Source organism: Roseburia lenta, assembly GCF_014287435.1.
Taxonomy (GTDB): Bacteria; Bacillota; Clostridia; order Lachnospirales; family Lachnospiraceae; genus Pararoseburia; species Pararoseburia lenta.
The window spans coordinates 550,939-575,686 of sequence record NZ_JACOPG010000001.1 but is presented as its reverse complement, the minus strand read 5'-3'; the positions used below and the strand labels follow the sequence as shown (position 1 = coordinate 575,686).

The window sequence follows — 24,748 nt, the reverse complement described above, 5'->3', positions numbered from 1 at the left end:
ACAGGAAAGAGTGTGTAAAGGTGTATTTGAATGGATTAGGGTATTCAGTGAATCAGAATGCGCTGTCGATCATTAAGTTGTGCGATGATTGGTATTCCAATCGTGATATTGATGAATTCCACAAGCGAAAAAATCTGAACAACGTGGATTATGAGTTGAGCAAGATGAACTTCGCAAAGCGGTGCTGTGCCGACGATGCGAATTTGTGTGAAATCGTATCAGTTGCGCCGGAGAAAGAGAGCGCGTCGCAGGAGTTCATTAAAAATCTGCTGTCAGACAACCGCTTCGATGTCCGTTACCGGGAGCAGTTGGAGAAAACCTCTGCAACCGGAACTGTCGGAGCCTATATCTATCTGCGCAATGCAGACTATTTGGAATCGGCAGACGGGACCGTGTCGATAAGAGGCGGTGATATCCGCATCAATTATTGCGATGCTGATTGCATTATCCCTCTTACAGTGGAAAACAAACTTGTCACAGAGTGCGCCTTTAGTGCAACGAATACGGTTAAAGGTAAAGAAAAGACTACGCTTGTCATTTTCACTCTTGAGAATGGCAGATACAAGGCAGATACGGTTGTATTTGATGAGTTTGGTCGGAAATTGGATGCGGAATCATCCAGCATTCAACTCGGAGATATCAAGCCATTTTCCATTATGACGAATGCGGATGTGAACAATCTCGACAATATGGATGGGTATGGATTACCGAAGATTTACAATTCCATCCCACTGTTTAAGGCGGTAGACCTTTGTTATAACATCCTGTATGGTGATTTGGACAAGGGCCAGAAGTTGGTATTTATCAATGAGTTACTTGCTTGCATCCAGAAGGATAAAGACGGAAATCCGTATTTGACAAAGCAGCAGAAAGAGATTTTCATTTTGCTCGGTGAAAATGGCGGAAAGTTTCCGGAGGAAAAGACGCTGGTGCAGGAGTATAACCCGGAGATTCGCGTGGAGCAGATTACAAAGGCATTTGAACTTGTATTGTCTCTCCTGTCGATGCAGTTCGGCTATGGCAGTAAGAAGTACACCTTCGAGAATGGGAAGATTACCACTGCAACGGAGTACATTGGCACAAAGCAGGATTCTATGCAGGAACTCAACAAACAGCGGAAACAGGCGAGCGATTATATAGAGGATATCATCCATGCAGCCATGTGGTTCTCCAACCAATTCTCTGGTACGTCATATGATGTAGAGGAAGAATTGTCTATTGAGTTTGATGATTCCTACGTTGAGGACAAGCAGACGAAACTGGAAGCCATGAGAGCAGATGCGATTTCATTTGTAGATGTGCCGATTTTAAAGGTGTGGTATCTTATGGAGAAATACAACATCCCGGAAGACGAGGCGAAGAAGTATATACAGTATACAGAGGAACCGGTTGACGATATGGAAGATTAAGGCGGTGATTTAAAGGGCATTATCAGAAGAACAGATTGATACTCTAATTGACAAGTACATAATGGGGCTATACCAGAATTTAGAGGATGAGGTTATTGCTGATATTGCCCGCCGTGTGAAGAATACCGGGAGATACACCGAGACCGCAGAACTTATGGCGAAATCTATGGTTGAGCAGGGGTACTCTGCCGAAAAGATACAGGCAGATGTCATGAAGATGCTCCGCGCAGACAAAAACTATAAGATGGCAGTTGCCGAAAACACCGCAGCCTATAAGCAGGAAGTGCAGGACATCATCAACAAGACCGTGAAAGAGGCAAAGGCCGCAGGTAATGACCTTGTTGCAGAAGCAGGCAATATGGCATGGAACAATGACCTTTCCATGTGGCAGGAGCATGGTGTTGACTTAAAGAAGCCGAACAGCATGAGTCAGTTGCTTTTGGCATTTCAGAAGCAGACGGCCGGCGAACTTAAGAACCTTACACGTACAATGGGATTTAAGAACACTGTGTTTGGTACGACTGGAGTTCTAAATGCGTATCAGCGAGAGATGGATCTGGCACTTCTTAAGGTAGCAACAGGGACATTCTCATATGATCAGGCAGTAAATGATTGTGTCCACCGACTCGCTCAAAGTGGATTGCGGTCTATTGATTATGCGAATGGCCGCTCTTATCAACTTGACACGGCTGCCAGAATGTCAGTGCGGACAGGGTTAAGTCAGTTGTCCGGTAAGATTATGGAGGAGAACCTTAAATCATCCGGGCAGGATCTTGTCATTACCTCACAGCACATGGGAAGCCGACCGGAGCACGCTGTTTGGCAGAATAAGGTTTTTTCGTATTCTGGTAAGAGCAAGAAGTACCCGGATTTCTTCAAAGAGACAGGATATGGGATGGCTACCGGTCTTAAGGGGGTAAACTGTACGCATGACTTCTATCCGTTCTGGGAGGGCGCATCAATTATACCGGATGATTTGGAAGAGCCTGATCCGGTCAAAATCAATGGCAGAGAGTATGACTATTACCAGGTATCACAGCAACAGCGGAAGATGGAGCGCGGCATCCGGGCTACCAAGCGTGAGATTGAAGCGCAGAAAGCCATCGGTGGTGAAACCGCGGAGTTACAGAGCAAATTACGGAAACAGAATTCGGATTATAAGCAGTTCAGCGCGGCGGCCGGTGTTAAGACTAAGAATAATAGGCTTAGAATTGCAAGTGGAAGTAGCGACCTTAACAAACAAATAAAAGGGTTCGATAAGGTAAAAAGTAATAAAGGACTGACAAGAATACCGCAAATTCCGGCAAGTAGCATTACGAAAAAGATTGAGATAGGAGAATATTCAACAAAACTCAAACAACAGGAATATCAAAAACACGTATATGGAACAGTTAAATATAAAGAGTATTTAGAGACTAGAACGTCCAAAGGTGGAAATCCACAGAGCATTTTAACAATTAGCCTAGAAGAAGCACAAAATATCATTGATAATAAGGCTGGAACTGGTATAATAAAGGTAGATAGAAATGGAAATCCAAGACCACAGGAGCAAATCACTTGCGATAATGTTATCGGTAGATATTATTGCAAAGGAGATTATATTGAGACAAAGAAAGCCGTGATTCATTATTCAAAGCGTGGTGCTCATATCGTTCCAATAAGGGGAAATAACTATGATTAATATATGGAATTTTGAGTATTGTGGAAAAGTGAAGATTGTTGATATAGATGGTAATGAGTTCACTGGAGAAGCGCAGGAGATTACAGATGAGAGCGAACGCTCAGATGACGAAAAAGCAGAAGATGGGATTACCATATTGTCAGATGGTAAACTCATAGAGTTTTATCAAAGTGATATTCAATCTATTGAGAAAGTTAACTGATATAATGCCATCGCAGGAATGCGGTGGCTTTTTCTTTGTCAACATACAAAAATAGATTTTTATTGCATTGTATATTCCACGGTATTACAATAATAAAGAGGAGTCATTCTAGTGAAATATACATACTTGTGGAAAGAGTGTCCACACTGTGGGAATCCAAAGATGATTCGATTGAGGTCGGACACTCAATTAAAAAATTTCCCAGCATATTGCAAATATTGCAAGCGGGAAAGCATAGTTACAATAGAGCCTAAGAGCCAAATAGTGAATTCTTGATATGAGAATTTGTTATTTGGCTCTTTTTTATTGCCGCGGATTGATGCAAAGGTAGCATATCGGCCTCCTAAGCCGACTATGGTGGTTCAAGTCCGCCGTCCGCAATTATCTGTGGGTGATTCCCCCACGTTAAATAAATCATCGTTAAAGGAGATAAGAGAATGAAGAGAGAAGACTTAGAAGCACTTGGATTGTCCAAGGAACAAATTGACAAGGTGCTTGATTTGCACCACGAAGAGTATGATCCAGTCAAAAAGGATCTGGAGCAGGCGCAGGAAGATTTGAAATCTGAAAAGGAAAAGACTTCCACGCAGTCAACCACCATTAAGGATTTGAAAAAGGACCTTGAAGAGTTCAAGGACGCAGATGTCAGCGGTATGAAGCAGAAGATTGCTGATCTGGAGCAGGACATCAAAGAAAAGGATGAGAATCACCAGAAAGAAATCGCTGACAGAGACTTCAACGACATTCTGAGAGAGGCTATCACATCTGCCAATGGAAAGAATGCAAAAGCAATTACGGCACTTCTCGATATTGATACCCTTAAGGCATCAAAGAATCAGAAAGAGGATATCACCGCAGCGCTTAAGGCACTGACAGAAGCGGAGGATAGTAAGATGCTGTTCGGGGAACCGGAGCCTAATGTTTTAGGCAAAGGAGATCCGATCGGATCAGTAACCAAGACGGGTAATCAGGACAGCGATGCTGCTATGCGCGCCGCTATGGGATTGCCGCCTGTAACAACAGAACAGAAATAGGAGGAAAACTAAATGCCAAACACAATCGCTTTAGCAAAAAACTATACCAGTTTGCTTGATGAGGTATACAGAAGTGCATCCGTAACAGCGGATTTGACTTCTGACGCGACTATGTCAAGGGCTGGTGCCAATGCAAATGAAATCGTATATCCGCAGATCAGCGTCACTGGTCTTGGCGAGTATGATCGTAACAGCGGCTATACCACAGGGGCAGTAGACCTCAAGTGGAAGACCGCCACATTCAACTATGACAGAGGTACAAAGATCTCTGTTGATGTTATGGACAATGAGGAATCCAGAAACCTTGCCTTTGGAATGGCAGGTGCAACGCTTATGCGCGAGAAGGTGGCGCCGGAGGCGGATGCGTTCACGTTTGCCACACTGGCATCTTTGGAAAGCATTTCAAAGGACACAGGGACGATTGACAATGCTTCACAGTTCTTGGACGCTCTGCTTACTGCATGGTCTAAGATGGACGAAGACGAGGTGCCGCAGGAGAGTCGTATCCTTTATGCAACCGCGACACTGCTTAACAGTGTTATGTCTCTCGATACGACAAAATCAAGAGAGGTTCTTGGAAAATTTGCTGTAAAGAAGGTCGTTCCGCAGGCACGATTCTATACAGCCATTGATTTGCTTGATGGTAAGACCTTAGGAGAGGAAGCAGGTCATTATAAGAAGGCTAGTAATGGTGCAGACATCAACTTTATGATCGTGCATAAGCCGGCAATTATCAAGTTTGACAAGCATACGGCCAGCAATATCATTCTTGCTTCAAGCAACCCAGATGCAGATGCAGATATTGTTAAGTATCGTAAGTATGGGATCGTAGACGGTTACGTCAACAAGCGCGCAGGTATTTACATGAACAGCAAAGCGTAGGAGGTGGCACATGAGAAGAGTAGGTGTAGGGGCTGAAAAGCCGGAGAAAAAGAGTACAGATGCAAAACTGAAAAAGGAAATTAAGGATCTTAAGGCTTTGAATGAGCAATTGCAGGCAGAAAATGCCACACTCAAAGAGGAAAATAAGAAGTTACAGGCAGAAAATGTCGCACTCAAAGAGGAGAATGAGAAGTTGCAGCCTAAGAAGTAAAAGAAAGGAGGGAGCGAGATGGCAAAAGTAACATGGGAGCAGTATCGCTCCCTTCATCATATTGTGAGCGAGGAAGAGTTTGATATCGCCGAAGCCATTGCGGAAAATGAAGTGCAACGTGTTATCGGTATTATTCGGTGGGGACAGATCACTGAGGAAACATACGGATATAGTCAGTTGCAGGAGTGCATCTGTAATGTCATTGATAAGATGGCGGACGATGCCAAGAGTGTCAAAGGGCAAGGCTTGGCATCCGTTAGTAATGATGGATATTCAGAAAGTTACGTGATTCAGACGGCAGAGCAGCTAAGAGAAGAGTTGCGAGGGTCGATATGTGCGTGGCTGTCTGGGACAGGGTTAGTAGGTGCGTATTGATGTTTGAAGATGTAATCACATTGTTCCATAAGGTGTCAGACATCGAATGGAAAAGGATAGTTATTCATGGTGTGCAATGGTCTGAACATACGGAAAAGACGGTAGATTCCAATGGAGTTGTAAATGTGGCACGAACTGTAACTATTACATTTCCAAAGGGGACGTATGAAGATATTGTACTAGATGCAACTAACGAAGAGGATTGCATTGTATATGGCGAGATAGCCTTTGATGTGCAGGATGTTAAGGGCAGCCGTATTTCTGATTTGAGAAAGCAATTTTCGAGAAGCGGAGCAATTAAGAGTGTTAATGACAATTCTAATCGTAGGTTTTTACAAAATGTAAAGGTGGTGCTTTTCTAGGGCGGCAGATTTATTTAGATTGAAGGCAGTCCAGTGCAATCCAACAGAGATTATCCATAAGCATGGATTGGGAGAATATGAGCGAGTGCAGCAGTATGTAGATAATGAGTGCCTGCGACTCTGTAAGCCTATGGTGCCAAAAAATGCCAATATCCTGATTAAGTCAGCTGAGACAAATACCATCGTTGGGAGCGGAGAGTTGCGATACCGGACACCATATGCGAGACGTTGGTATTATATGCCGGCTAATTTTCAGGAAGCACCAGAAAGAGGCAATTACTGGTTTGAGCGAATGAAGCAAAAGTATAAAAAACAGATTCTGGCAGGCGCACAAAAATTAGCGGAGGGAAAAGCGTGACAATAGCAAAGTATATCGTAGATCTGCTCAAAGAATATGGCAAGATGCAGATAGACATCAACCATGTGGCAGATGGTTCAGACAAATATGGTCTGTTTCGTAGTCCAAATAGGGATGTGCAAGAAAATAATGATGGCTCTTATGAAATCACAGAGGGTTATCAGTTTTTCGTAAGGCAATCAACAACATCGAAATCAGAACGCATGGAAGTGGATGAGTTCCTGGAAGAGTTGACCTATTGGGCTGATGACTTGGGTACTACATATGCATTTCCAAGTATTGATGGAAACAGACGTATTCTTCGGATAGAGATCACTGGCAATCCATATCCGATGGAAACAGATTCAAAGGACACGTTATATCAGTTATCATTATCTGTCACTTATGAACGAGAAAGAGAGGTATAAGACAAGGGCTTTAGAGAGATTAAAGAAGTATAAAACAATTCCATTCTTAAATACAGCAACAGATGTTGCTCCAGAGTATGCAAGAATTGGAAAATCAACCATTTTTGATTTGGTTTTGAATGCACAGACAGAGGAAAATGATTTTATTGAAAATGAAATGCCTACAACAGATGTGCAGTACTACAAACCAGAATTGGCGCAGGAATTACAGTGTAACAAAGGAGATGCTGCATTCGACTATTTGTATGATATGTTTATGAATTTGCCAACAGGCGAAGATGTAAAGAAAAATCTTTTGATTGTGTTTGCCGGCAATGTTGGAACAACAGATGCCGAGAAATTCAATGCATGGAATACAAAATCTACCTTGATTTTGGATCATTTTGATTCTGTTGCAGAAAAGATTTATTTCAAATTCAGTATCTACGAAATCGAGAGAGGAACATGTACCGTGTCAGAAGGGACACCGGTGTTTGCAAAAAAGGAGTAAGCGATGGTTTATACAGTTATTATCAATGATCGGTCGTATGATTTGCCGAGTAAGACGTTAAAAGTTGTTGAAGAAATGGAAAGAGTGTCAAGGATTGACGAGCAGAAAGGATTGAGCATCCGAGAAAAGTACAAGAAATTGTATGGATTTATCGTTGGTCTTGTTGGGACAGAGAATGCTAATGAAATTCTTGGTTCAGATAACATTGATGAGGTAGATTTGTGTGAGGTGACATTGACATTCAAAAAGATTATGGATGCCTATGACAAGCCTCTCGAAGAGTATCAGACACAGCAGATGGAAGATCACATGCGACGCATTCCAGTTGAACAAATGGCAGGAATTACACATGCACTTGACAGCATTGCAAGAAGTGGCATTGCGCAGGGCAATGTTACCCCATTTAGCCGATGATTGATTTAACAAGAAAGACCCTGCCAAACACAGTTACAGTGAATGGCAGGGCTTATTCCATACACACAGACTTCCGGATGTGGCTGAGGTTTTTTGAGGATGTAAAAACGATGAGAAGCGGGCAGTTGGTTGATGTGTCGTATCTGTTTAAGAATGATATGCCAATTCGATGCGATGTCGCATCACTTATGGAATTTGCATCGCCTCATAATGAGGTACCAAGAGGTAGTGGATCAGACGAAATTATTTTGGACTATAGGATAGATTCAGATTTTATCGTCGCAGGTTTCTGGGAACACTATCAGATTGACTTGACGAGTATAGAATATTTGCATTGGCACGTATTTCTGGCGCTTATGAGAGGCCTGACAATTCAATTACGAGATATCATGCAGTACCGGTCCTATAAAAAGGAAGATAGGAAAGATATTGATGTTTATGAGGAATTGAAAAGAACCTGGGAAATCATACCACCACTTACGGAAGAGGAGCAAGAAGAATTAGACGAGTTTAGTAAGACCTTCGGAGGGTAAAGAGAAGGGCTGATGGATCATTATTATTTGATACAAAATTAAATACAGACGGAGTTACTACCGGCTTAAAGAAGATCGGCAGTGTTGCTACGACCGGTATGGTGGCAGTCGGAGCGGCAGTAGGTGCAGCAGCAACCGGATTGGGAATATTGACCAAGCAGGCTGTGAGTGCTTATTCAGCATATGAACAGTTGACAGGTGGTGTAGATACACTATTCAAGACGGCATATGATCAGGTTATGCAATATGCAAATAATGCATATAAGACAGCCGGATTATCGGCGAATGCCTACATGGATACGGTGACATCCTTTAGTGCATCGCTGATTGCATCATTAGATGGTGATACTGCTGAGGCAGCAGAAAAGGCAAACGGTGCCATTACCGATATGGCGGATAATGCAAATAAGATGGGTACCGCTATGGAATCCATCCAGAATGCTTATCAGGGATTTGCCAAGCAGAATTATACTATGCTGGATAACCTAAAATTAGGTTATGGCGGCACGAAGGAAGAAATGGAGAGGTTGCTTGCTGATGCGGAGAAGATCACAGGCATTCATTATGATATATCTTCCTTTGCAGATATAACGGATGCCATTCATGTGATCCAGACCGAATTGGATATAACAGGCACTACTGCGAAAGAAGCGGCAACGACTGTCGAAGGTTCCATCAACATGACGAAAGCATCCTGGGAGAATCTGGTTACCGGCTTAGGTGATTCCAATTCGGATATTGAGAGATTGGTTAGTGAATTTACGACCTCTACAGAAACAATGCTATCCAATCTGTTGCCTGTGATTGAAAATATTCTACCCAAGTTATCAGTAGGAATCACGGAACTGGCGGCAAACCTGTTACCTAAACTACCACCGATCATATCTAGTCTGCTTCCAGCATTAGTTGACGGTGCAGTTAGTCTGATCAATAGCCTTGTTTCTATACTGCCAGCATTATTGCAGGCGGTGATCAATGTGATACCGAGTGTTTTGAGTGGAATCGCGACCATTATAGTACAGGGTGTGCCGACACTGATACAGGGCATTACACAAACGATACCTATGCTTGTTGAGGCACTGGCTAGTATTATGCTTCAGATTGCAGAGAGCCTGCCAGAACAGTTGCCGGTTTTTATAGAGCAGATGCTTACATTGATACAAGATCTGGCAACGACCATAGCAGAGAATGCACCGATACTGATCGATGTGGGTATCAAGTTGATGCTGGCATTGGCGGAGGGGATAGTAAAGAGTCTGCCAACTATTATAGAGATGCTGCCGACCATTATCACGACGATTGCTAATGTTATCAATGATAATATGCCGACGATCCTTATGGCAGGTGTGCAGATCCTCATGATGCTGATAGAGGGGATTATCCAGTCTATACCGGTGCTGATAGAAAATATACCCAAGATCATAGAAGCTATTGTGGCAGTGTGGTCGGCGTTCAACTGGTTGGAACTGGGGAGCAAGGCAATCACACTTCTAAAAAATGGTATTGTCGGTATGGTATCAGCATTGAAAGGTGCCGGAACAATGATTTTTGAGGCTGTAGAAGGGGCGATAAAGTCATTACCACAGACCTTAAAGAACATTGCAGCCAACGGCATCAAGAGTATGATCAGTGGCTTTATGGGAATGCTGTCAACCTTACTGAATACAGTTGGGACGTTATTGATATATATGGTCCAGACATTTGGCAGTGTCTCGTTAAAAGATATAGGCAAGAACGTGATCCAAGGATTTATTGATGGAATCCTAGGAATGGGAGGTATCTTGCTAAAAAGCGTGGGTGATCTCATGGGAAATGTGATCAGCAAGGTCAAAGGAGTCTTTGGTATCCATTCGCCATCAAGAGAGTTCAAATACATTGGTAAGATGTGCGTGGCTGGTATGGATGATGGTATGGAAGGTTTTGGAGATTCCATCGTAAATACAGCACAGGCAAGCCTTGGAACATTAAAAGCCAATGTGACAGGCAGATCCATGATGGGATATGGAAATAGCCAAACGTTTAACTTTTATGATACACAGACAAGCCCGGATGCTATCCGGCGCACGTTTGAAAATACAATGACATTTGGATTGGCAGGTGGAATTTGATGAAGACAACAACGGTACGATGCGTTAGAAGTGACAATAAAGAATTTACTATAGGTCTTTCTGATTGGAAGATAACCAAATTAGAGGGCGTTGATGCACCGAACATATCTATATTTTCAGATAAGAATGCGGTGGGTGATGGAGCAATCGTATCAGGAGATCGAGTTGATGATCGCGATATTTATGTTGAAGCGAAGTCACGTTTTCCCATGAGAAATGAAGAACTGCGTTCCAGAGCAGTGCGGTTTTTCAATCCGAAGTATACCTATAAGATACATGTGACATATCAAGGGGTAACAAGGTGGATTGAGGGGAAAATAGAAGGTTTCTCCATTCCGGCCGGGAATGTATACCGGAATATGACAATGAAGGTCAAATTCTATTGCGCTGATCCGTACTTTAGATCAGAGGACAACTTCGGCAACGATATTGCAAGTGAGACGAAAATGTTTGGTTTTCCGTTTATTCAAACGGCAAAGATTAAGACAGTTGCATCTGCATATAACTTTGCCAAGTTGGTACAGATCAGCAATGATGGAGATGTTGGTACCTATTGCACGGCAAGAGTGAAATTCAATGGCGATGCTACCAACCCAAAGATTGTGAAAGATGATTATTTTGTCCGAGTAATCGACAGTTTTGTCGCTGGAGATATTCTGGAGATTGATTTTTCCAACGCTACAATTCGTAAGAATGGAGAGAACATCATACAGAAGATTGATCGGCAATCTACATTCACATCTATGAATTTGGATGTTGGAACATCTCAAATCGGATTTGCGGCCGATACAGGAGATGCAAATATGTCGGTAACGATATATTATAACAAATTGTACTTGGGGGTATGATCATGCAGTTGTTGGCTTTAGATGCAGATTTTAATCCAATTGGATATATCAAATATCTGAATCTTCAATGGATTCGTAGGTATTATGAGCCGGGTGAGTACAGTGTTCAGATTCCAATTAAATACTATAAACCGAATATGGCATACATATACACCAATGAACGGCCGGAGACTGGGATTGTTCAAAAATCGGAGTACAAGACAGATTATCAAGGTGCGTATATGCAAGTGTCAGGGTACTTCCTCGAGTACAAATTGAATGACAAGATTATCTATCCTCGCTACATCAAAAGCGGAAAACTGGAGGATGTAGCGGTAGATATGGTTACAAAGTTCAAGGAAGATATTCCTTTGCTCCAGGTGTCGGATGGTGAACATCGCGGTGATACCATATCGATTCAATCCACCGGGAAGAATCTGGCATCCCAATTGTATGAGATGTTGCAGACGCAGGATATGTCATTCCGCACCCGGTATGACTACGAAAATAATCAGATCCGGTTTGAGGTGTGGCAGGGATTAGAGCGGACAATGGACCAGACGATCAATCCGTTTGCTGTCTTCTCTGGTCAACTTCGTAATATAAAGAATGAGAAGATTACAATTGATAATTCGGCTGCCAAGAACTATGCCGTTGTTGTAGGAAACGGACAGTATGAGGATGGTAACCAGATCGAGGTAATCATCGACCAATCGAATGGCGGCTATAAAAATAAGGTGTATCTGGATAAGACATCAATGAAATACGATTCAGATAGTCAGACGCTTGAGGAGTACAAGCAATCATTGGCGCTGGCCGGACTTGAAACGATGCAGAAATCATACAGCCAAGTTACCAGCATATCGGTTGAAACAGTCGATCGAGGAATTAAATATCTGGAAGACTATGATCTGGGCGATAAGGTTGAGATTGTGGTAGATGCATTGCAGACAAATCTGGCGACCAGAATCATAGAAGTGAATGAAGTATTTAAGGAAGGTCAACATACCGCTGTACCTACCTTTGGAACAAAAGTTCCGAAAGTATATAGAAAATTTTAAGGAGGTAATCACAATGCAATCATTTCCATTTACATCACAGGTAACATATGATGAAGCAGGATATCCAGAATATGATAGGGCAGTAGATTCTGATATTCTTAGAAATTTATTCAAAAATTATTATTCTAATGGGGTATTTCCAAACCCATCCACAAATTTTCAAGTGGTAGCAGACGAGGGTATGCAGGTTGTTGTTAAACCTGGCGCATGCCTTATTGAAGGTGCAACAGGCTATGAAACAGAGAGTAGAACGATGGTTGTTCAAGCTGCAGGTACTACAGACAGAATAGATAGTGTTGTACTTCGTTTAAATGACAATATTGATTTTCGTGATATCGACTTGTATGTCGTTAAAGGTAACTCTTCTACAGAGCCGCCGCAATTGACTAGAACAGGTGGAATTTACGAAATAGGTCTTGCCAATCTCTATGTCTCTGCAAATTCATCAACAATCACAACTGAACGTATTACCGATACACGACTGGTCACAGAACGCTGTGGCTATGCTATGCCAGTACAGGAGTTTGATACAACAGCATTGTTTGACCAATTACAGGCACAGGTAAATGAAAACATCGAGCTGATTCAAAGAGCAATTAATCAAACAGAGGCGGCACACTTGCAAGAACAGATTGATTCAATTAGTTCAGACATAGGAACGACAAGTATAGCTGGCATATCTGACGGAACAATCAAAGGTGCTGTGGCAAAGCATGAGCAGGATGTTAATTCACTAAACTTAAAGATGGAATTAGTCAGATCCCATGTTGGCATGATAGTCCAATCTACTACTCTTGATACCGAAGCCAAGGTAATCGCCATTTATGGCGGTACATCCTGGTCTAAGGTCGAGGGGAGATTTCTGCTTGGCACTTCATCTTCCTATGCTGTCAATTCTATCGGAGGTGAAGCCGCGCACACTTTAACAACGGCTGAAATGCCATCGCATACACATGGATTAAATGGACATACTCATAGCATTCCTGAGTTGAGTGGTTCAACGAGTGCCGCAGGTAGCCATGTTCACAATTCTAAAGATTACTATACATTTAATTCTGGAAATGGTACGAGAGGTATCATCAGTGTTAGTGGTGGTAGTGCAGCTAATCTATGCCTTGCGGACATAATGGATATAATGCATATAGCCGGAAATCATAATCACAAGGTAGTCACAAACCAAAGCACCACAGGTGGAAATAGTGGTAGTACATCCGCCAATGGCAGCGGAAATGCACACAACAATATGCCGCCATACAAGGCTGTGTATATTTGGGAACGTACAAAATAAATATATAGGATGTCTACAACTTTATATATCTTATCCGTGCACCAACGTACAAGGTATTTGTGTCAGTGGGGTGTGCATTAGTCACATCTATTTTCACATTGCCATTACCATCCAAGAAATGATTAGTAATATGTGCCAGTGCCTCACCGACAACATAAGGCTCAATACTGATTACAATGTAGTTTCCTGTAATGCCAAGCGAAATCGTAACTTCCTTGAAAGAGTACGGATTCACAGAGGTAGTAATCTGCACAGTTTTTGCCATGATATGAGATGTCAACCAGGTTGCAATATTATTGGTTGTAATAGCGGATTCCATCTTTAAGTTTAGTGAATAAAAAAGGAGGAAAAGCAAATAAAAAACATAATGCCTTGAAAAATAGGTTTGATCGAATAGATAAAAAATAGAAAAGGAGAGAAGTACTTATGAAAGGAATTATATGTACAGCCGCGGGAATCGTGGGCGCAGCAATCAGCACAGCCTTTGGAGGTTTGGATGCTGGAATCAAGACACTTATCATTTTTATGGCAATCGACTATATCACCGGGTTAATCGTTGCTGGAGTTTTCAAACAGTCAACCAAGACAAAGACCGGAGCCTTGGAGAGCAAGGCAGGTTGGAAGGGCTTGTGTCGAAAATGTGCAACACTTGCACTGGTGCTGGTGGCTTATAGGTTGGATCTAGTGATTGGGACAAACTACATACGAGACGCGGTGATTATAGCGTTTATCGCGAACGAGACGATTTCAATAGTTGAAAACGCAGGACTAATGGGTGTCCCTATGCCACCGGTAATCATAAAAGCAATTGATATTTTAGAGACAAAAGCAGAAGGAGGAAAAAAGAATGAGAGTGATTGATTTATCAAAATACAACACTGTGACAGATTGGAGCGCTGTGGCGCAGAATGTATCAGGTGTTATTATCAGATGTGGCTACAGAGGATATGTGGTTGGTGTGATTTCAGAAGATAACAAGTTTAGAATGTATGCAGAACAGTGTAAGGCTGCAGGAGTTCCGTTTGGTGTGTATTTCATGTCACAGGCTATAACAGAAGATGAAGCGAGAGAGGAAGCTGATTATGCGGTAAGCATGGCAACAGCATATGGAGCAACCCTTCCTATTTTTATTGATTCAGAGGATGGTGATGGTACTGCAAGGGAAGTACGTGCAGATGGATTATCACAGGATCAGAGAACAGCAGTTGTAAGAACTTTCTGTAAACAGGTACGTTCACATGGATTGCAGGCAGGTGTTTATGCGTCTGAAAGTTGGTTTAAGACAAGGCTTCATTATGAGATGATAAAAGGCAATTTGATTTGGGCGGCTAAGTACGGAGTAAACGATGGAACGGCACACGATCAGCCGGCGCTTGAAAAGGTAGATATGTGGCAGTATTCTAGCCGTGGAACTGTTCCGGGAGTAGCAGGATCAGTAGATGTGAACGAATGCTATTTTGAATTGCCATCAGTTGCACCGGTGCAGCAGCCAGAGGTCTTACCAGCAACAAATACATCAGTAGATGCTTTTTATCGTGTTGCTGTAAAGGACAAAGCAACAGGAAAGGTCTCATGGCTTCCGGAAGTTAAGAACCTGGAGGATTATGCAGGGCTTAATGAAAAGAAAATTATTGTAGGTATTATGGCAAAAGCATCACAAGGTCAGATACGTGTGCAGGCACATGTCAGAGGTAAAGGCTGGTACTCAGTGGTTACTGGTTATGATGTCAATGATAGAAAAAATGGCTTTGCCGGAGATCTAGTGAACGAAATTGATGCAGTGATGATGTATTACGTTACACCAGATGCATTACATAGAGCAATCGGAGGCTATAAAAAAGCAAAGTACAGCGTATCAGTTGATAAGAACAGCAACTTTTACTCGTGGCAGTACGACAATGAAACAGGAATTTCCCCAGATGGAAAGAAACAAGATGGTTATGCCGGAACCTATGGCAAACCTATTGATGGAGTGTATTTGTGTTTTGTGTAAGATACAGGAGAGGGCTTCGGTCCTCTCTTTTTCATTACTAAACTTAAAGATGGAATTAGTCAGATCCCATGTTGGCATGATAGTCCAATCTACTACTCTTGATACCGAAGCCAAGGTAATCGCCATTTATGGCGGTACATCCTGGTCTAAGGTCGAGGGGAGATTTCTGCTTGGCACTTCATCTTCCTATGCTGTCAATTCTATCGGAGGTGAAGCCGCGCACACTTTAACAACGGCTGAAATGCCATCGCATACACATGGATTAAATGGACATACTCATAGCATTCCTGAGTTGAGTGGTTCAACGAGTGCCGCAGGTAGCCATGTTCACAATTCTAAAGATTACTATACATTTAATTCTGGAAATGGTACGAGAGGTATCATCAGTGTTAGTGGTGGTAGTGCAGCTAATCTATGCCTTGCGGACATAATGGATATAATGCATATAGCCGGAAATCATAATCACAAGGTAGTCACAAACCAAAGCACCACAGGTGGAAATAGTGGTATTACATCCGCCAATGGCAGCGGAAATGCACACAACAATATGCCGCCATACAAGGCTGTGTATATTTGGGAACGTACAAAATAAATATATAGGATGTCTACAACTTTATATATCTTATCCGTGCACCAACGTACAAGGTATTTGTGTCAGTGGGGTGTGCATTAGTCACATCTATTTTCACATTGCCATTACCATCCAAGAAATGATTAGTAATATGTGCCAGTGCCTCACCGACAACATAAGGCTCAATACTGATTACAATGTAGTTTCCTGTAATGCCAAGCGAAATCGTAACTTCCTTGAAAGAGTACGGATTCACAGAGGTAGTAATCTGCACAGTTTTTGCCATGATATGAGATGTCAACCAGGTTGCAATATTATTGGTTGTAATAGCGGATTCCATCTTTAAGTTTAGTGATATAAAAAATATAATTTGCCCCATTTTTGCCCCATTTCGAAAAAAAGTGAACAATAAAATCGCTGAAACCATTGATTTTACTAGGGTTTAGGAGAAAGTGTGTTCTGCCCACCGCCGGCATTGTATTATAGAAACCTCGAATCCAAATGGGTTCGGGGCTTTTTTTCTATAAGGGGCTGGAATTTCAGTGGAATTTTTGCGGTAAACTCTATGATCCGAAGACAAGAGTGTTATATATTGCATTTTTTATACATATCAATTATTATATTGTTATTTGAAGAGACAGGAAAGTAGGTGAGCATATGCAGTTTCGCAAGATTGATGAACACAAGATCCATTGCATAATTTCGCAGGAAGAGATGAGCCAAAAGGGCATCCAGATTGAAGATTTCCTAGATCATCGAGACAAGACAGAGGCGTTCTTGCGTGAGATTCTTGCAGAGGCTAAATATGAACTGAACCTTGATGAGGATATGGGACGCTGTTTTAGTGTTCAGATGGCGGTTATGCCGGAAGGTGATGTTTCGCTTGTCATTAGTGGCGAAGATCACGGTAGCACCGAGGAGACGCTGACAGAGTTCGGCAAACGTCTGCAGGATTTCAAGGAGATCATGGAAGAAGCCAAACGAAAGTTAGATGCGAAAAAGGAAAAACTGCAAAAAGAAGCAGATGCGCTCGAAGGTGTTGAGACAGAGGAAGCCGGGCTGACAGCAGAGGAAGAAAAAACAACAGAGACCAGCCCGCAGGAGCAGGCACCACAAGAGGCGAAAAAGGAGAGGACGGTCTTAAATACACCGATCTGGGTCGCTTTTTCTAATTTAGATGATTGTATTAGTGCCTGTCATCATTTACAGTCACAAAAGGGGCTTTCCAGTGCTGCATACAAATATAAAGATACATATTATCTGCGTTTTCAGTTTTCAGAGGAAGAACATCAGGTGGCAGGTGTGATTCTGGTGGTGTCAGAGTATGGCAAGGAGATCCTGACGGATGATCATGGTGGAGCCGTGATCGCTGAGCATGGAAACATACTTTGCAAGGAAAATGCGGTCGAGACATTGGCTCGTTTATAATGCATGATAAGAGGTGGAGAAATGGCGAAAACACCGCCGTTTTCTCTATCTTTTTTATTGACAGAATGTTATCATATATGATAATATAAAAGAGGCTGGTGATGAAATGAAAAAGAGATACGAAGATGGCATAGTGCCACAGATGAATCAGGATATTCGAGCAGATTTTGCCAGACAGATCCGTGCGATCCGACAGAGTCAGCATTTGACGCAGCAGGTCTTGGCAGATCGTGTCGGCACGAAGAAATCCAATATTTCCCGGATGGAGAGCGGCCGATACAATCCTTCTTTGGATTTTATGGTACGGGTGGCTGCCAGCATGGGGAAGCAGGTTACGATCACAATAGAGGATGAGTAGAGGATATTTACATGAGACAGAGAGCACCAAAATTGGATAAGCATGTAGACAAGGATGTTGTTTTATGCAGCACGACGAACCGACGCGTGAGTAATCACACGACAGATATTTTATTGCAGGATGCGATTCCTTTTACCAAGAACTGGAAGCGGATCCCTTTTTACAAACGCGAGGAATATCGAGGTGCGGATCAGATCTGTGTCTTTTCGATCAACCGCAATCTGTACGGCAGGGCGAGACGCAGTATTTCGCAGTTGGATCGTATGGATCGCAATCGTTTGCTTTTAAATGTGATATAGGGCTTGTTGGGATAGGAGCAGATTATGTTACCACTTGCATTTTGTGAGAGAATGAGGAGAATGTTAGGGCAGGCAGAGTATGAAGCTTTTTTGAAAAGTTATGATGAGAATAAATACCAGGGCTTGCGCTTTAATATAGGAAAGGGAAAACAGGAGGATTTTCTGGCATTAGCAGAGGATGCGTTTTCTCTGGAAAAGATCCCGTGGGCAGAGCATGGATTTTATTATGGTGCGGAGGCTGCACCGGGCAAGCATGCTTACCATGAGGCGGGTGTCTATTATATACAGGAGCCGAGTGCTATGGCACCGGCGGCTTATCTGCAAGCCAGACCGGGTGAGCGAGTGCTGGATCTTTGCGCAGCGCCCGGTGGTAAGACAACGCAGATCGCGGCACAGATGCGAGGGGAAGGACTGCTCGTGACCAATGAGATCCATCCGGCAAGAGCTAGGATCTTATCCGAGAATGTGGAACGCATGGGTGTGAGAAATGCCCTTGTCACCAATGCGGCTCCGGCAGACCTGCGCAGGCATTTTGGTATGTTTTTCCATCGGATCATGGTGGATGCGCCTTGCTCCGGTGAGGGCATGTTCCGCAAGCAGGAGATGGCGGTAGATGAGTGGTCTTTGGAAAATGTGAGGACCTGCGCAGCGCGGCAGGACGAGATCCTGGAGGAAGCATACGCTATGTTGCTGCCGGGTGGGCGGATGGTCTATTCGACCTGTACCTTTGCACCGGATGAAAACGAGGGCAGTATCAGCCGCTTTTTAGCGATACACAGCGACATGCATCTGGTGGAGGTGCCAAAGTATGAAGGCATGAGCCCGGGACGGGCAGACTGGTACGAGGATTTTGCTATCCGCGAGAGCGCGTTTGCACCGGATCCCGAGGAAGTACTTCCGGTGGCAGAGCATCTGGAGCGTTCGATCCGTCTTTGGCCACATCTTTTACATGGAGAAGGACATTTCGTGGCAGTGATGGAGAAGGACGGAGCGTGTCCGCTCATAGACTATAAATGGGAAAAGACGGCTACATACAAAGAACAGAAAGAATTGCAGAAATTTGCAAAGGATTGTTTGGCAAAGGACTGGATGGAGACACTTGCGCAGGGACAGTATCTTACTTTTGGCGAGCAGTTATATCTTGTGCCAAAGGATATGCCGGCTTTAAAAGGATTGAAAGTTTTGCGCCCGGGACTGCATTTGGGAACATTAAAGAAAAACCGCTTTGAACCATCACATGCATGGGCACTTACTTTATATAAGGAAGATGTTCGGCACGTGACGGATCTTTCGTCAAAGGACGAGACGGTCTATGCTTATCTGCGGGGAGAGACTTTTACGGCAGACGGCGAGCCGGGATGGCATCTGATCACAGTGGATGGTTATGCGCTCGGTTGGGGCAAACTAACCGGAACGACCATGAAAAATCATTATCCGAAAGGGTTGAGGATTACATATAAATAATTTAAAAAAATATAAAAAAGTACTTGACGAAACACTTCGGTAAGATTATACTATCAGTAGTTAGTAAGAACTAACCATGAAAATAAAAAACAGCAGGATATCGCGCAGAATCCATTTGAAATCGTATGCCAACTTTTTCTCCTCTCGTGCGGACTGCTTTTTTTATGGCATACGAGTTAGAGACAACTAACTGCATAATCCGACGAAATGGAGCACATACTAAGCACATGAAAGAGATGGAACAATATCTGATTTGCCACTGTTCTCCGACACTGGCATCGATCAAGACGGCAAATTTATTTTCCTGTTCCTTTGAGAGGCAGGAGGACTTCGCGGAATGTATCGCCTACTGGAACAAGCAGATGCATCCCAAGGGAATTGCAGTCACGGTTTTACAGCAGAAACCGAATTGGGCATTGGTCTATGTGTATCGTATGGCACAATTACAAAAGGATTTACAAAAACCGGGCGTTTCCTGTTTCTTAGAACAATATGGATATGTTGATCTGTGTGTGGAGAAGGCATTGGAACATTTGCAAAAGCGGATTGCAGCCAGTGATGGTTTCCCACATGAGATTGGTATTTTCCTGGATTATCCCTTGGCTGACGTGATCGGGTTTATCGAAAATCAGGGATGTAATTGTAAGTGCAGTGGCTGTTGGAAAGTATATCAGAATGAAGAAGATGCCTTGGAGACATTTGCCCGCTATAAAAAATGCACCCGGATCTACATGGAATTGTGGATGCAGGGGCGCAGCATCAATAAACTGACAGTTTCAGCGTAAAGGGCAGACTTGGCACGAGATCAGAATGGAGGATATGAGATGAGCAAAGTAGCAGTCGTATATTGGAGTGGCTCTGGCAATACAGAGGAAATGGCAAAAGCAGTTGTAAAGGGTGCGCAGGATAAAGGCGCAGACGCAGAATTGATCTATTGCAACGATTTTTCGGCAAGTAAAGTAGCTGATTATGATGCCATCGCCTTTGGCTGCCCTGTAATGGGAGCAGAGGTTTTGGAAGAAAGTGAATTCCAGCCGATGTTTGATGAAGTAAGTGCAGCACTCGGCGGCAAAAAGATCGCTTTGTTTGGCTCCTATGGCTGGGGCACAGGCGAATGGATGGAAAACTGGGAAAATGACTGCAAGGGCGCAGGTGCAAGTCTTGTCTGTGACAGTGTGATCTGCAATAACACCCCAGATGATGAAGGACTGATGCAGTGCGAGGCACTCGGTGCAGCATTGGCATAGTCAGATGCCTGAAATAGGCAGATTTAATTTGTCATAAATGGATAGTTTCCGCTATTCATTTATATATAGTTCTTCCATAGGTAATGGAAGACTCCCTTTTCTTAATACTTATGTGTAAATAATCCTTCCGGAGTGTGGCCGGGAGGATTATTGCGTTGTGACTAACCATAAATAGCGTGGGCTGACAAGCGTTAGAACCCAGTAACCACGCTGGTTTGTGGCATTTTTGTGAAATGATGGGATTGTATGAGAGAAGGTACAAAAACCCCCTTTTTTTGACGTTGATAGGCAAAAAATAAGTGCTAGGATAGTTCATAAATAAAAATGCAATGTGCCATATAAAGAGCATTATATGGCAGGAAAATAAGAAAGAGAGGTATATGATTATGAGCGCAGGTAAAGGATGGGCAAAATTGTCCTTGGTATCCTTGGTATCTTGCAACCGACCACATCCGCACTTTTGCACAATACATCGACCTTATTGATTGGATTGCATTCCATGAAAGATGTATCGTAAATTATAATGTATGAAAAGAAAAACAAGAACTATGTGAAATGTTTAACATGGTTCTTGTTTTTTTATACCCAGTATGCTACATTTTCCTTTGAGCGGTATTCATGGTATGAAACTGCATCAGATGATAGTGTGTTATCACAAGTGATGTGAGAAACAAAGGTAGCCGGTGGCACCAAAGCGAGAAACATCAAAACGACGGGTTCGTTTTAAAGGAAGGTGATGACATGAAGATAGGAATTATTGGTTCCGGTCGTGTAGGCTATTCCATGGGAAAGTACATGCAGGATCACGGGATCAGGGTGACGGGATTTTATGACCGGCACCGGGAGCGCGCACTTGATGCGGCACAATTTACAGGTACGGACAGCTTCGATAGGATCGAAGACCTGGTAGCAGCAAGCGATACCCTTTTTCTTACCACTTCTGATGGTGAGATAGCAAACGTATGGGATTGCATTCGGCATCTGTCTATTCAAGGAAAAATCATTTGTCATTTTAGTGGCTCATTATCATCCGATCAATTTCAGGGAATCGAAAAGACGAGGGCTTATGGTCTGTCGATTCATCCAATGTTAGCGTTCAGCGACAAATATACATCCTACAAACAATTACAGAATGCATTTTTTACCTTAGAAGGTCATGCGCAGGCACTTGCAGTCATGGAGCCTTTATTGCAAAAAATGGGAAACCCCGTGCAGAGGATCGCGCCGGAGCAAAAGGCATTGTATCATACGGCGGCAGCAACACTGAGCAATCAGGTCGTGGCACTTCTGGCGAGCGGTTATGAGATGCTGGAAGCCTGCGGCTTTGACACAGAAAATGCGCGCCGGGCATCAGCGGCACTGGTGCGGGGTAATGTGGAAAATGTCATAGCGTCTGGCTGTGTGCAGGCTTTGACAGGACCCATAGAGCGCGGAGATCTTGTCACGGTAGAAAAGCACTTGCAGGTCATTCCTGCGCAGGGGAAAGAGATGTATATGGCTTTGGCAAGGGAGCAGATCAGGCTCGCAAAAAAGAAAAATCCGCACAGGGATTATACAGACATGGAATGTCTGTTGGCGGATGAAAAGAGAAGGAGACAAAACAATGAAGAATACGGTCGTAACATTTAAGGAAGCAAAGGCAAAGGGCGAAAAACTCACCATGCTCACTGCCTATGATTATTCTACAGCAAAGTTGGTCGATGGCGCAGGCATCAATTCCATCTTAGTGGGGGATTCTCTGGGAAATGTAGTTTTGGGCTATCCTGACACGATCTCAGTGACCATGGAAGATATGATTCACCACTGTGCAGCGGTCAGCCGCGGTATCAAAGATACACTTTTGATTTGTGACATGCCATTTATGTCCTATCAGGCAAGTGTTTACGATGCTGTTGTAAACGCAGGACGCCTCATGAAAGAAGGACGTGCGCATGCCGTCAAACTGGAGGGCGGTGTAGAGATGGAAGAGACCATCCGTGCCATTGTAAATGCCTCCATTCCGGTCTGCGGACATATTGGTCTGACCCCGCAATCCATCAATGCTTTCGGTGGCTTTAAGGTACAGGGAAAGGGCGAGGCGGCAGCGCAAAAACTTCTGGATGATGCCAGAGCCGTAGAGCGTGCAGGAGCATTTGCTGTTGTCCTGGAGTGTGTTCCGGCAGCATTGGCAAAGCGTGTGACAGAGGAGATCTCCATCCCGACGATCGGCATCGGTGCAGGCGCAGACTGCGACGGACAGGTGCTGGTCTATCAGGATATGCTGGGCATGTTTACGGATTTTAAGCCAAAGTTTGTCAAACATTTTGCAAATGTAGGGCAGATCATGACAGAGGCTTTCAAGGCTTATGATGCCGAGGTCAAGGCAGGAGAATTCCCGGCAGCAGAACATACCTACAAGATCGACGACAGTATTATTGAAAAATTATATTAATATAAGGAAGGAAAGAAAAATGGAAATTTGTTATACCGTAGCGGAGGTCAGAAAACAAGTAAAAGAATGGAAAAAAGAGGGATTGACGATCGGTTTTGTACCGACCATGGGATATCTGCATGAGGGACACAAAAGTCTGATGGAAGAAGCCCGCAAGGAAAACGATAAGGTCGTTGTCAGCATTTTTGTCAATCCGATGCAGTTTGGACCGACAGAGGATCTGGAGTCTTATCCGAGAGATTTGAAAAAGGATGCGGCTCTTTGCAAAGAGGTTGGCGTCGATCTGATCTTTCACCCGGAACCGGAAGAAATGTATCCGGAGGGTTTCTGCTCTTATGTGGATATGAACGGACTGACCACCGAACTCTGTGGCAAGAGCCGCCCAATCCACTTCCGCGGAGTGCAGACCGTTGTTTTAAAACTCTTTCACATTGTCTGCCCGGACAATGCATATTTCGGACAAAAGGATGCACAGCAGTTGGCAGTCATCAAGCGTATGGTCAAGGATCTGAGCGTGGATATCACCATTCACGGCTGCCCGATCATCCGCGAGCAGGATGGGCTGGCAAAGAGTTCCAGAAATACCTATTTAAATGAAGAAGAAAGACAGGCTGCCCTGATCTTATCAAAGAGTCTTGCGCTTGGAAAACAGATGATCGCTGAGGGCGAAAAGGACGCGGCTACCATCAAAAAGGCAATCGCAGACAAGATCGAAACCGAACCTTTGGCAAAGATCGATTATGTCGATGTCGTTGATTTTGCTACGATCACGCCGATCGATCAGATCGCAGGAGAGACACTGGTTGCCATTGCGGTCTATATCGGAAAGACTAGACTGATCGATAATTTTATTGTTGAGGCATAAGAAAGGCAAAAAAATGGAAATCACAATGTTAAAAGGAAAGATCCATCGTGCTACCGTGACCCAGGCAGAATTGAATTATGTGGGGAGCATTACGGTCGATACCGAACTTTTGGAAGCGGCAGGCATTATGGAATACGAGTATGTGCAGATCGTCGATGTGGAGAACGGAAACCGTTTTGAAACCTACACGATTGCAGGAGAGGCGGGCAGTGGCATGATCTGTCTCAATGGTGCAGCAGCCAGACAGGTCATGGTCGGCGATCATGTCATCATCATGTCTTATGCATCCATGAGCCCGGAGGAGGCAAAAGACCACAAGCCGCATGTTGTTTTTGTGGATGATGCAAACCGGATCCAGCGGACCTCCCGCTATGAAAAACATGGGCTTTTGTCCGATAATCTGTAACGGGCGGGGCTTTTCTTTCTCGGACAGATGCGGTATAGTAAAGA

At 43.6% G+C, this 24,748-nt stretch carries 33 protein-coding genes, 1 tRNA gene and 1 pseudogene; 33 read left to right on the top strand and 2 right to left on the bottom strand.

Annotated elements, in window-relative coordinates; translation table 11 throughout:
- The first annotated feature begins 47 nt into the window (after positions 1 to 47).
- From H8R94_RS02870 to H8R94_RS02780, 20 genes and pseudogenes are all read left to right on the top strand, one after another.
- Complete coding sequence (locus tag H8R94_RS02870; RefSeq protein ID WP_186853820.1) at positions 48 to 1,409, top strand: phage portal protein; 1,362 nt, start codon at positions 48 to 50, stop codon at positions 1,407 to 1,409.
- Between the two features lie 31 nt (positions 1,410 to 1,440).
- Positions 1,441 to 2,565, top strand: a pseudogene (locus H8R94_RS02865) (phage minor capsid protein); the annotation flags it as partial.
- A 54-nt stretch (positions 2,566 to 2,619) separates the two neighbouring features.
- On the top strand, positions 2,620 to 3,090 hold the full coding sequence (locus tag H8R94_RS12265; RefSeq protein ID WP_330592982.1) for a polymorphic toxin type 50 domain-containing protein: 471 nt from the start codon (positions 2,620 to 2,622) through the stop codon (positions 3,088 to 3,090).
- Complete coding sequence (locus H8R94_RS02860) at positions 3,083 to 3,292, top strand: hypothetical protein (RefSeq protein WP_186853818.1); 210 nt, start codon at positions 3,083 to 3,085, stop codon at positions 3,290 to 3,292. The genes H8R94_RS12265 and H8R94_RS02860 overlap by 8 nt, the downstream gene beginning before the upstream one ends.
- Positions 3,293 to 3,403: 111 nt before the next feature.
- Positions 3,404 to 3,568 carry a cysteine-rich KTR domain-containing protein gene (locus tag H8R94_RS02855; RefSeq protein ID WP_330592974.1) on the top strand — a complete coding sequence of 55 codons (165 nt, stop codon included), beginning with the start codon at positions 3,404 to 3,406 and terminating at the stop codon, positions 3,566 to 3,568.
- Between the two features lie 34 nt (positions 3,569 to 3,602).
- Positions 3,603 to 3,673 (top strand) — tRNA-Arg (locus H8R94_RS02850).
- Positions 3,674 to 3,729: 56 nt separating this feature from the next.
- Positions 3,730 to 4,326 (top strand): phage scaffolding protein, encoded by a 597-nt coding sequence (locus H8R94_RS02845; protein ID WP_186853817.1) that lies wholly within the window; start codon positions 3,730 to 3,732, stop codon positions 4,324 to 4,326.
- 12 nt (positions 4,327 to 4,338) lie between these two features.
- Positions 4,339 to 5,208 (top strand): hypothetical protein, encoded by an 870-nt coding sequence (locus tag H8R94_RS02840; protein ID WP_186853816.1) that lies wholly within the window; start codon positions 4,339 to 4,341, stop codon positions 5,206 to 5,208.
- 10 nt (positions 5,209 to 5,218) lie between these two features.
- Positions 5,219 to 5,419 (top strand): hypothetical protein, encoded by a 201-nt coding sequence (locus H8R94_RS02835; protein WP_186853815.1) that lies wholly within the window; start codon positions 5,219 to 5,221, stop codon positions 5,417 to 5,419.
- An 18-nt stretch (positions 5,420 to 5,437) separates the two neighbouring features.
- Positions 5,438 to 5,794, top strand: a complete 357-nt coding sequence (locus tag H8R94_RS02830; protein WP_186853814.1) for a head-tail connector protein — start codon at positions 5,438 to 5,440, stop codon at positions 5,792 to 5,794.
- Positions 5,794 to 6,156 carry a DUF6751 family protein gene (locus H8R94_RS02825; RefSeq protein WP_186853813.1) on the top strand — a complete coding sequence of 121 codons (363 nt, stop codon included), beginning with the start codon at positions 5,794 to 5,796 and terminating at the stop codon, positions 6,154 to 6,156. Before H8R94_RS02830 ends, H8R94_RS02825 begins: the two co-directional genes overlap by 1 nt.
- Before the next feature lie 85 nt (positions 6,157 to 6,241).
- The gene (locus tag H8R94_RS02820; RefSeq protein WP_186853812.1) at positions 6,242 to 6,514 is read left to right on the top strand and encodes a hypothetical protein; all 273 of its coding nucleotides are present in this window, start codon (positions 6,242 to 6,244) and stop codon (positions 6,512 to 6,514) included.
- The gene (locus tag H8R94_RS02815) at positions 6,511 to 6,921 is read left to right on the top strand and encodes a hypothetical protein (protein WP_186853811.1); all 411 of its coding nucleotides are present in this window, start codon (positions 6,511 to 6,513) and stop codon (positions 6,919 to 6,921) included. The genes H8R94_RS02820 and H8R94_RS02815 overlap by 4 nt, the downstream gene beginning before the upstream one ends.
- Entirely contained in the window at positions 6,899 to 7,411 is a 513-nt protein-coding gene (locus H8R94_RS02810) for a hypothetical protein (protein WP_186853810.1), read from the top strand. Before H8R94_RS02815 ends, H8R94_RS02810 begins: the two co-directional genes overlap by 23 nt.
- 3 nt (positions 7,412 to 7,414) lie before the next feature.
- Positions 7,415 to 7,825 carry a hypothetical protein gene (locus H8R94_RS02805; RefSeq protein ID WP_186853809.1) on the top strand — a complete coding sequence of 137 codons (411 nt, stop codon included), beginning with the start codon at positions 7,415 to 7,417 and terminating at the stop codon, positions 7,823 to 7,825.
- Positions 7,822 to 8,358: a Gp15 family bacteriophage protein gene (locus H8R94_RS02800; RefSeq protein ID WP_186853808.1), complete on the top strand. Its 537-nt coding sequence runs from the start codon at positions 7,822 to 7,824 to the stop codon at positions 8,356 to 8,358. The genes H8R94_RS02805 and H8R94_RS02800 overlap by 4 nt, the downstream gene beginning before the upstream one ends.
- A gap of 98 nt (positions 8,359 to 8,456) precedes the next feature.
- Positions 8,457 to 10,466: a phage tail protein gene (locus tag H8R94_RS02795; RefSeq protein WP_186853807.1), complete on the top strand. Its 2,010-nt coding sequence runs from the start codon at positions 8,457 to 8,459 to the stop codon at positions 10,464 to 10,466.
- Complete coding sequence (locus H8R94_RS02790) at positions 10,466 to 11,314, top strand: phage distal tail protein (protein WP_186853806.1); 849 nt, start codon at positions 10,466 to 10,468, stop codon at positions 11,312 to 11,314. The genes H8R94_RS02795 and H8R94_RS02790 overlap by 1 nt, the downstream gene beginning before the upstream one ends.
- Before the next feature lie 2 nt (positions 11,315 to 11,316).
- A complete protein-coding gene (locus tag H8R94_RS02785; RefSeq protein WP_186853805.1) occupies positions 11,317 to 12,354 on the top strand; it encodes a siphovirus ReqiPepy6 Gp37-like family protein in 1,038 nt (345 codons plus the stop codon).
- Between the two features lie 13 nt (positions 12,355 to 12,367).
- Entirely contained in the window at positions 12,368 to 13,642 is a 1,275-nt protein-coding gene (locus H8R94_RS02780) for a phage baseplate protein (RefSeq protein ID WP_186853804.1), read from the top strand.
- Positions 13,643 to 13,655: 13 nt separating this feature from the next.
- On the opposite strand, the gene H8R94_RS02775 is transcribed toward H8R94_RS02780, so the two are convergent.
- Positions 13,656 to 13,961 carry a hypothetical protein gene (locus H8R94_RS02775; RefSeq protein ID WP_186853803.1) on the bottom strand — a complete coding sequence of 102 codons (306 nt, stop codon included), beginning with the start codon at positions 13,959 to 13,961 and terminating at the stop codon, positions 13,656 to 13,658.
- Positions 13,962 to 14,068: 107 nt separating this feature from the next.
- Between H8R94_RS02775 and H8R94_RS02770 the strand changes: the two genes are divergently transcribed.
- From H8R94_RS02770 to H8R94_RS02760, 3 genes are read left to right on the top strand one after another with little or no spacing between them, the layout of a single operon-like run.
- On the top strand, positions 14,069 to 14,503 hold the full coding sequence (locus tag H8R94_RS02770) for a phage holin family protein (protein WP_186853802.1): 435 nt from the start codon (positions 14,069 to 14,071) through the stop codon (positions 14,501 to 14,503).
- A complete protein-coding gene (locus H8R94_RS02765; protein ID WP_186853801.1) occupies positions 14,490 to 15,635 on the top strand; it encodes a GH25 family lysozyme in 1,146 nt (381 codons plus the stop codon). The genes H8R94_RS02770 and H8R94_RS02765 overlap by 14 nt, the downstream gene beginning before the upstream one ends.
- Positions 15,562 to 16,227: a phage baseplate protein gene (locus H8R94_RS02760; RefSeq protein ID WP_186853800.1), complete on the top strand. Its 666-nt coding sequence runs from the start codon at positions 15,562 to 15,564 to the stop codon at positions 16,225 to 16,227. The genes H8R94_RS02765 and H8R94_RS02760 overlap by 74 nt, the downstream gene beginning before the upstream one ends.
- Positions 16,228 to 16,240: 13 nt before the next feature.
- Here the strand turns inward: H8R94_RS02760 and H8R94_RS02755 are convergent, their stop codons facing one another.
- Positions 16,241 to 16,585: a hypothetical protein gene (locus H8R94_RS02755; protein WP_186853799.1), complete on the bottom strand. Its 345-nt coding sequence runs from the start codon at positions 16,583 to 16,585 to the stop codon at positions 16,241 to 16,243.
- Positions 16,586 to 16,863: 278 nt separating this feature from the next.
- On the opposite strand from H8R94_RS02755, the gene H8R94_RS02750 reads away from it, so the two are divergent.
- From H8R94_RS02750 to panD, 10 genes are all read left to right on the top strand, one after another.
- Positions 16,864 to 17,634: an adaptor protein MecA gene (locus tag H8R94_RS02750; RefSeq protein WP_118534591.1), complete on the top strand. Its 771-nt coding sequence runs from the start codon at positions 16,864 to 16,866 to the stop codon at positions 17,632 to 17,634.
- 106 nt (positions 17,635 to 17,740) lie between these two features.
- On the top strand, positions 17,741 to 17,992 hold the full coding sequence (locus tag H8R94_RS02745; RefSeq protein ID WP_118280863.1) for a helix-turn-helix domain-containing protein: 252 nt from the start codon (positions 17,741 to 17,743) through the stop codon (positions 17,990 to 17,992).
- A gap of 11 nt (positions 17,993 to 18,003) precedes the next feature.
- Positions 18,004 to 18,291 (top strand): hypothetical protein, encoded by a 288-nt coding sequence (locus H8R94_RS02740; protein ID WP_118280864.1) that lies wholly within the window; start codon positions 18,004 to 18,006, stop codon positions 18,289 to 18,291.
- Between the two features lie 24 nt (positions 18,292 to 18,315).
- Positions 18,316 to 19,755, top strand: a complete 1,440-nt coding sequence (locus H8R94_RS02735; protein ID WP_186853798.1) for an RsmF rRNA methyltransferase first C-terminal domain-containing protein — start codon at positions 18,316 to 18,318, stop codon at positions 19,753 to 19,755.
- Between the two features lie 227 nt (positions 19,756 to 19,982).
- Positions 19,983 to 20,540 (top strand): DUF3793 family protein, encoded by a 558-nt coding sequence (locus tag H8R94_RS02730; protein WP_243069514.1) that lies wholly within the window; start codon positions 19,983 to 19,985, stop codon positions 20,538 to 20,540.
- A 39-nt stretch (positions 20,541 to 20,579) separates the two neighbouring features.
- On the top strand, positions 20,580 to 21,002 hold the full coding sequence (locus H8R94_RS02725; protein WP_186853797.1) for a flavodoxin: 423 nt from the start codon (positions 20,580 to 20,582) through the stop codon (positions 21,000 to 21,002).
- A 663-nt stretch (positions 21,003 to 21,665) separates the two neighbouring features.
- Positions 21,666 to 22,631 carry a Rossmann-like and DUF2520 domain-containing protein gene (locus H8R94_RS12330; RefSeq protein ID WP_330592972.1) on the top strand — a complete coding sequence of 322 codons (966 nt, stop codon included), beginning with the start codon at positions 21,666 to 21,668 and terminating at the stop codon, positions 22,629 to 22,631.
- Positions 22,606 to 23,433: a 3-methyl-2-oxobutanoate hydroxymethyltransferase gene (panB, locus tag H8R94_RS02715; RefSeq protein WP_186853795.1), complete on the top strand. Its 828-nt coding sequence runs from the start codon at positions 22,606 to 22,608 to the stop codon at positions 23,431 to 23,433. Before H8R94_RS12330 ends, panB begins: the two co-directional genes overlap by 26 nt.
- A 19-nt stretch (positions 23,434 to 23,452) precedes the next feature.
- A complete protein-coding gene (gene panC / locus H8R94_RS02710; protein WP_186853794.1) occupies positions 23,453 to 24,298 on the top strand; it encodes a pantoate--beta-alanine ligase in 846 nt (281 codons plus the stop codon).
- A 13-nt stretch (positions 24,299 to 24,311) separates the two neighbouring features.
- Positions 24,312 to 24,704: an aspartate 1-decarboxylase gene (panD, locus tag H8R94_RS02705; RefSeq protein ID WP_118280870.1), complete on the top strand. Its 393-nt coding sequence runs from the start codon at positions 24,312 to 24,314 to the stop codon at positions 24,702 to 24,704.
- The last annotated feature ends 44 nt before the right edge of the window (positions 24,705 to 24,748 follow it).